Annotated in this window: 4 protein-coding genes, 1 tRNA gene and 1 pseudogene; 5 read left to right on the top strand and 1 reads right to left on the bottom strand. The window is 74.6% G+C overall.

The window, feature by feature from the left end; all coding sequences use genetic code 11:
* The 5 genes and pseudogenes from I3F54_RS24055 to I3F54_RS24035 form a co-directional block, all read left to right on the top strand.
* Positions 1–227, top strand: a pseudogene (locus I3F54_RS24055) (DNA polymerase III subunit gamma/tau); the annotation flags it as partial.
* Positions 228–422: 195 nt separating this feature from the next.
* Positions 423–1,676, top strand: a complete 1,254-nt coding sequence (purD, locus tag I3F54_RS24050) for a phosphoribosylamine--glycine ligase (RefSeq protein ID WP_240120943.1) — start codon at positions 423–425, stop codon at positions 1,674–1,676.
* Between the two features lie 287 nt (positions 1,677–1,963).
* Complete coding sequence (locus tag I3F54_RS24045; protein ID WP_240120942.1) at positions 1,964–4,090, top strand: hypothetical protein; 2,127 nt, start codon at positions 1,964–1,966, stop codon at positions 4,088–4,090.
* Positions 4,091–4,259: 169 nt separating this feature from the next.
* Positions 4,260–5,789: a N,N-dimethylformamidase beta subunit family domain-containing protein gene (locus tag I3F54_RS24040; RefSeq protein WP_240120941.1), complete on the top strand. Its 1,530-nt coding sequence runs from the start codon at positions 4,260–4,262 to the stop codon at positions 5,787–5,789.
* A 174-nt stretch (positions 5,790–5,963) separates the two neighbouring features.
* Positions 5,964–6,863 carry a phosphoribosylaminoimidazolesuccinocarboxamide synthase gene (locus I3F54_RS24035; RefSeq protein ID WP_240120940.1) on the top strand — a complete coding sequence of 300 codons (900 nt, stop codon included), beginning with the start codon at positions 5,964–5,966 and terminating at the stop codon, positions 6,861–6,863.
* Between the two features lie 45 nt (positions 6,864–6,908).
* On the opposite strand, the gene I3F54_RS24030 is transcribed toward I3F54_RS24035, so the two are convergent.
* Positions 6,909–6,984, bottom strand: a tRNA-Gly gene (locus I3F54_RS24030).
* Positions 6,985–6,986 lie beyond the last annotated feature (2 nt).

Genomic DNA, 6,986 nt, shown 5'->3' with positions numbered 1-6,986 from the left:
CCCCGGCGCCGCCACGGTCCGCCGCCCCGTCGCCGGCGGCCCCGCAGGCCTCCGCGCCCGCCCCGGCGCACCGGCCGGCGGCCCCCGAGCCGCCGCCCCCGGTCGCTCTCGAGGACGACATCCCCGAGGACGACGACCCCGACCTCAACGAGTCGGCTCTCTCCGGCCACGACCTCATCGTGCGAGAGCTGGGCGCGACGGTGGTCGAGGAGTTCACCAACGAATAGGCGAGGAGGCGAACAGGCGAACAGGCGAACAGGCGAGGGGGCCAGTGGGCGAACCGGCGGACCAGGGAGTGCCCGTGCGCCGGTCGCTGGGGGCCGGCCACCCGACCCGGCTTGGAGGAATGCACGACGCCTGCGGCCCGCTCCCTTCGGAAGCCCGCACAAACCCGTGCCGCCCGCTCCCGTTAGGCTGACCCCGTGAACGTCCTCGTCATCGGCAGCGGCGCCCGCGAACACGCCCTGTGCCGCTCACTGTCCCTCGATCCCGCCGTGACCGCGCTGCACTGCGCACCCGGCAACGCCGGCATCGCCGAGGTCGCCGAGCTGCACCCGGTCGACGCCCTGGACGGCGCCGCCGTGGCCGCGCTCGCCACCGAGCTGGGCGCCGAGCTGGTCGTCGTGGGTCCGGAGGCCCCGCTCGTCGCCGGTGTCGCAGACGCCGTGCGCGGCGCGGGCATCCCGGTGTTCGGCCCCTCCGGCGAGGCTGCTCAGCTCGAAGGGTCCAAGGCGTTCGCCAAGGACGTGATGGCGGCGGCCGGCGTCCCGACCGCCCGCAGCTACGTCTGCACGACCGCCGAGGAGGCCGCCGAGGCCCTCGACGCCTTCGGCGCGCCGTACGTCGTCAAGGACGACGGTCTCGCGGCCGGCAAGGGCGTCGTCGTCACCTCCGACGTCGGGGTCGCCAAGGCGCACGCCGCCGCCTGCGAGCGCGTGGTGATCGAGGAGTACCTCGACGGCCCCGAGGTCTCCCTGTTCGCGGTCACCGACGGCGTGACGGTCCTGCCGCTCCAGCCGGCCCAGGACTTCAAGCGCGCCCTGGACGGCGACGAGGGCCCGAACACCGGTGGCATGGGCGCCTACTCCCCGCTGCCGTGGGCCGAGCCCAAGCTGGTCGAGGAGGTGCTGGAGACCGTGCTGCAGCCGACCGTCGACGAGCTGCGCCGTCGCGGCACCCCGTTCTCCGGGCTGCTCTACGCCGGCCTCGCCATCACCTCCCGGGGTGTTCGGGTCATCGAGTTCAACGCCCGCTTCGGCGACCCCGAGACGCAGGTCGTCCTGGCCCGGCTGAAGACGCCGCTGGGCGGTGTCCTGAAGGCCGCGGCCACCGGCGTCCTGGCCGACCTGGAGCCGCTGCGCTGGAGCGACGACGCCGCGGTCACCGTGGTCGTCGCCTCCCACAACTACCCCGCCACCCCGCGCACCGGCGACCCGATCACCGGCCTCGACGAAGTCGCCGCCCAGGACGCCCCGCACGCCTACGTCCTGCACGCGGGGACCCGGCGCGACGGCGGGTCGGTCGTCAGCGCGGGCGGACGCGTCCTGTCGATCACCGCGACCGGGGAGGACCTCGCCCAGGCCCGTGACCGGGCCTACGCCGCCGTCGGCCGCATCCGTCTGGACGGCTCCCAGCACCGCACCGACATCGCGGCGAAGGCGGCGGCAGGCGCCTGACCGCTCCCGCCCCGCCGGGCCGATGAACCCCGCAGGCCCCGGATCCGTCTCAGGATCCGGGGCCTCATCCTTGCCCTCCGTCATCCACCTCTGACCAAAGCCATTCCATCGGGTGACCGATGGCCCATCCGGCTGACGGGGGCCGGGGCCCCAACTAGGGTGCGGCGCAAGCGTTCCGGCACTTGGCCCACCGGCATTGCGATGTCAGTGACGGGTGCCACAGTGGGGGAGTGAGCAACACCAGGACAGGCAGCATCAGGACAGCGGGGAGGGGGTGAGGTCCGGTCATGACCGGTATGGGTGTGGAAGCGGGCGCGCAGGCCGCGCGATCCCGGGCACTGGCCGTGCTGCGCGTCCGCGGCCGGGCGGTGGCCGTGGCGCTGCTGCCCGCGGCAGCCGCCGTGATCCTGCTGGCCGGCGGCTCCACCGGGCACCTGACGGGCCCGGTGTGGGGCGTCGCGCGCTGGGCCGTGTCCGCCTGCGCGCTGCTGGTGCTGCTGGCCGCCGGCGGTGTCGCCCTGGTCGTGGCGCGTGCCCGGCCTGCCGTCAGCCCGACCGTCCCGGTCAGGGAGGAGGCGGCCCCCGACCTGTACCGGATGGTCCGCGACCTCGCCGATCGCCTCGACGTCCCGGCGCCCTCCGCGATAGCGCTCACCCCGGACTGCGACAGCTGGCTGGAGGACCGCGCCCACGCGCCGCACGATCCGGCGTCCTCCGTGCCCCGGTTCCGGCAGGCCGACGACGGCGGTGGTGACCTCGCCTCCGTCGGCCGCGACCATGCCCACCGCCGTACGGGCGCCACGGTGCTCGTCATCGGCTCCCCCTTCCTGTGGTGGATGCGCGTCGGCGAGTTGCGCGCAGTGCTCGCCCCGGTCGTCGCCGGTACCGAGCCGTCCGCCCACCCGGACATAGCGGCGGCCCGCCGTTTCGTGCGGGGCCTGGACGCGGCGGTGGCCGTGGCCGCGACACCCGGCCGCTGCCCGCTGACCCGCCCGGTGTGTGCGGGGCTCGGCTGGACGGCGCGCCTGCTGCTGCGCAGTTGCCGTGGGCACGCGGTCGAGATGGAGCGCGGGGTCGCGTCGGCGGCCGCCGAGCGCGCACAGGCTGTGGACTACGGTCTGCGGATCGTCGCGCAGGAGCAGGTCGGCCTGGCGTACGCGGGTTGGGACCGGCTGCTGACCCGGGTCGCGCTGCCCGCCTGGCGGATGGGCCGCTGGCCCGCCCGGCTGGACGCCGGGGTCGTGGCCGCCCTCACCGAGCTGTCCCGCAGGGACCGGCTGGCCGAGGGATTCGCCTCCCGGCTCGGCGAGCGCCCCGCCTGCGATCTGCTGGAGGAGCCCGGCGTCATCGACGAGGCGACGTCGCTGCTGGCCGCGCGCCTTTTCCACGGCGGTCCCGCCGAGGCCGGCCCCGACTGGTCGCCGGTGGACTGGCAGGACTATCCGGAGGAGGTCGTCGATCGCAAGTGGCGCAGCGACGCTGCCCGTCTCCACCGTGTCCTGGACACCCTCGGTGTCCGCCGCACCAGCGACCAGGCCCTCCCCGCGCCCTCCGGTCCCACCCTGACCCGCGTCCTAGATCACCTGGCGGCCCCCGCGCCGGCCCCCGTGCCGACTGCCGGACCGGCCGCACCGGAACCGCCCCCCACCGGAGCCCCGGCCGTCGAGGCGGCCCCCGTCACCGGGGCCCCGGTCACCCCGGAGGACACGGACGCAGGGGCGTCGGCCCGGGCGGAGGACCCGGACAGCGCCGGGCCGTCGGCCGCCGAGAAGCCGGCGTCGCCCGCCCGGGTCGCGCCCGCCCAGACCCCGGAGAGCCCGGCCGGGCCCGCCCGGGCCACGCATGCCCCGGCCCCGGCGGACCGGGCCCCGGAGAATCCGCGGCCCCAGCCCCCGGCCGGCGAGGACCCGATCGCCGAATTCCCGTCCGCGGACGACGCGTTCCGGGACGTCCTGTCCGGCGACCCGCCGGGCATGTTCGAGCCGCCCGCGGAGATCCCCGAGAACCCCCGTACCGCGGCTCTCGCCGAGGGCCTCGCCGCCGAACTCGCCCGGGAGGAGGCCGCCGGGCCGTCCACCCGCAAGGGCGGCGCGGAGGGCGTCGGGCAGGGGCCCGACACGGCGCTGTGGGACGACGGCGCGCTGCCCCTCTTCCCCCTCCAGCCGCCGCGCACGCCCCGCGAGCTGCTCGCCGACCATGTGGCGGCGATGGTGTGCTGCGCCGCGATGGACACCGCCGGTGCCGCTCCGGGGCTCGACTGGCTCGACGGGCCGACGCTGCTGATCGACGGCGAACGCGCCGCCGACCTCACGCCCAGAGTGCTCAGCCTGACGGAGGACGGTGATCCCGTGCCGCTGCGGGAGTGGCTGACGGCCGCGGGCATACGCCCCGAGAAGCCCGTGCGCCTCGTCTGACCCGGCCGGCGGCCGGACCACCCCCGCCTACCGGAGTACCGCGTTCCACTTTTGGCCAATTCGCAACGACCAGTGACAGTCTGCGTGCGCAATGTGATGTGCTGGGATCGTTCGCGCACATGGCAAGGGCTCACGACATAGGACACGGGGGCGAGGGAGGGAAGCGACCATGGGGTCCGAGCAGATTCGCCGCTGGGAGTCGGGGGCGCTGGCGCACGCCGTGACGGACCCCTTCGGCCAAGGCCCCGTTCCCTGGCTGCGCGGCGGTGAGACGTACTTCGACGACAGCGGCCAGGTCGTCCCCTGGTACACGGAGCCCGCCCCGGAGTCCGTCGCGCCCGGCCCCGCCGCCCGGAAGGCCGGCTCGCGCGTGCCCGCCCCCCGCCGGGCGGGCACGGCGGGGGGAGCCGGCCTGCGGTCCGCCGACGACGTGCACCAGCAGATCAAGGGCTTCGTCTCCACCGGAGCGGTCGCCCCCGGTGAGGCCCTCGACCTCCACGTCACCGTGAACCCGCCCCAGGAGTTCACCGTCGACGTCTACCGCATCGGCCACTACGGCGGTGACGGCGCCGCCAAGATCACCACGAGTCCCCGGCTGTCCGGCATCGTCCAGCCGCCGCCGCTCGCCGCCGACCGCACGGTCTCCTGTCACCACTGGTGGCTGTCGTGGCGGCTGCAGATCCCGTCGTACTGGAGCATCGGCGCCCACGTCGCCGTCCTGACCACTGCCGACGGCCGCCACCGCTCCCACATCCCGTTCACGATCCGCGACAACCGCTCGGCCGACCTGCTGCTGCTCCTGCCGGACATCACCTGGCAGGCGTACAACCTCTACCCGGAGGACGGCCGCACCGGCGCCAGCCTCTACCACGCCTGGGACGACTCCGGCCGGCTGCTCGGCGAGGCCGACGCGGCCACGACCGTCTCCTTCGACCGCCCCTACGCGGGCGCGGGCCTGCCGCTGCACGTCGGCCACGCCTACGACTTCATCCGCTGGGCCGAACGTTACGGCTACGACGTCGCCTACGCCGACGCCCGCGATCTGCACGGCGGCCACGTCGACCCGACCCGGTACCGCGGCCTGGTCTTCCCCGGCCACGACGAGTACTGGTCCACGGTGATGCGCCGTACCGTCGAGCGTGCCCGCGATCACGGCACCTCGCTGGTCTTCCTCTCCGCCAACACCCTGTACTGGCAGGTGGAGCTCGCTCCCTCCCCGTCCGGCGCACCGGACCGGCTGCTGACCTGCCGCAAGCGCAGGGGCCCCGGCAAGCCGGTGCTGTGGCGGGAGGTCGACCGCCCCGAGCAGCAGCTCGTGGGCATCCAGTACCTCGGCCGGGTCCCCGAGCCGCACCCGCTGATCGTGCGCAACGCCGGCCACTGGCTCTGGGACGCCACCGGCGCCCGCGAGGGCGACGCGCTGGACGGGCTGGTCGCGGGCGAGGCCGACCGCTACTTCCCGCGCGCCCCGCTCCCCGGGCACGACGAGCGCGTCCTCCTCGCCCACTCCCCGTACACCGACGTCCAGGGCGCTCTGCGGCACCAGGAGACATCCCTCTACCGCGCCCCGTCCGGCGCCTGGGTGTTCGCGTCCGGAACGTTCGCCTGGTCCCCGGCGCTCGACCGGCCGGGCCACGTCGACGCGCGGGTGCAGCGCGCCACCGCCAATCTGCTCGACCGCATCTGCAAACGGGACTGAACGGGCCGGACGGCACGGCCCGGACCGCGGGGCGCCGCGGCGACCCGCCCACCCCCGGACCGGGGCCGGCGCCCGGGATACGGGACAATCGGAGGCATGGGCCCGCCCGTGTCCCACCATCGCTTTGCACGAGCCCTGCGGGCACCCCTTTCATACAGACCACGGGGAGGAACCGTGTCCGGATTCGTCGAAAAGCCCGAGCCGATCCAGGTGCCGGGTCTGGTGCATCTGCACACCGGCAAGGTGCGCGACCTGTACCAGAACGAGGCGGGTGACCTCGTCATGGTCGCCAGCGACCGCATCTCCGCCTACGACTGGGTGCTGCAGAGCGAGATCCCCGACAAGGGCCGTGTCCTGACCCAGCTGTCCCTCTGGTGGTTCGACCAGCTCGCCGACCTGGTCCCCAACCATGTCCTGAGCACCGAGCTGCCCGCGGGTGCCCCCGCCGACTGGGCCGGCCGCACCCTGGTCTGCAAGTCGCTGAAGATGCTCCCGGTGGAGTGCGTGGCCCGCGGCTACCTCACGGGTTCGGGCCTCGCGGAGTACGACGAGTCCCGCACCGTCTGCGGCCTGGCCCTCCCCGAAGGCCTCGTCGACGGCTCCGAGCTCCCCGCCCCGATCTTCACCCCGGCCACCAAGGCCGAGGTCGGTGAGCACGACGAGAACGTCTCCTACGAGGAGGTCGCCCGCAGGGTCGGCGCCGACACCGCCGCCCGGCTGCGTCAGGCCACCCTCGCCGTCTACTCCCGCGCCCGCGACATCGCCCGCGACCGCGGCATCGTCCTCGCGGACACCAAGTTCGAGTTCGGCTTCGAGGGTGACCGGCTGATCCTGGCCGACGAAGTCCTCACCCCCGACTCCTCCCGCTTCTGGCCCGCCGACCGGTGGCAGCCGGGCCGCGCCCAGCCGTCGTACGACAAGCAGTTCGTCCGGGACTGGCTGACGTCCGCCGAGTCCGGCTGGGACCGCAGGAGCGAGCAGCCCCCGCCGGCGCTCCCGCAGCAGGTCGTCGATCAGACCCGCGCCAAGTACATCGAGGCCTATGAGCGGCTGACCGGCACGGACTGGTCGTAGCCCGGGAGGCAACGCGAAAGGCCCCCGGGAATCCGGGGGCCTGACTGGAGCGGACGACGAGGCTCGAACTCGCGACCTCAACCTTGGCAAGGTTGCGCTCTACCAACTGAGCTACGTCCGCGT

The sequence above is a fragment of the Streptomyces sp. MUM 2J genome (assembly GCF_022414535.1).
Lineage (GTDB): Bacteria > Actinomycetota > Actinomycetes > Streptomycetales > Streptomycetaceae > Streptomyces.
Note: the sequence above shows the minus strand (reverse complement) of the source record. Positions and strands in the feature narration are given on the sequence as shown.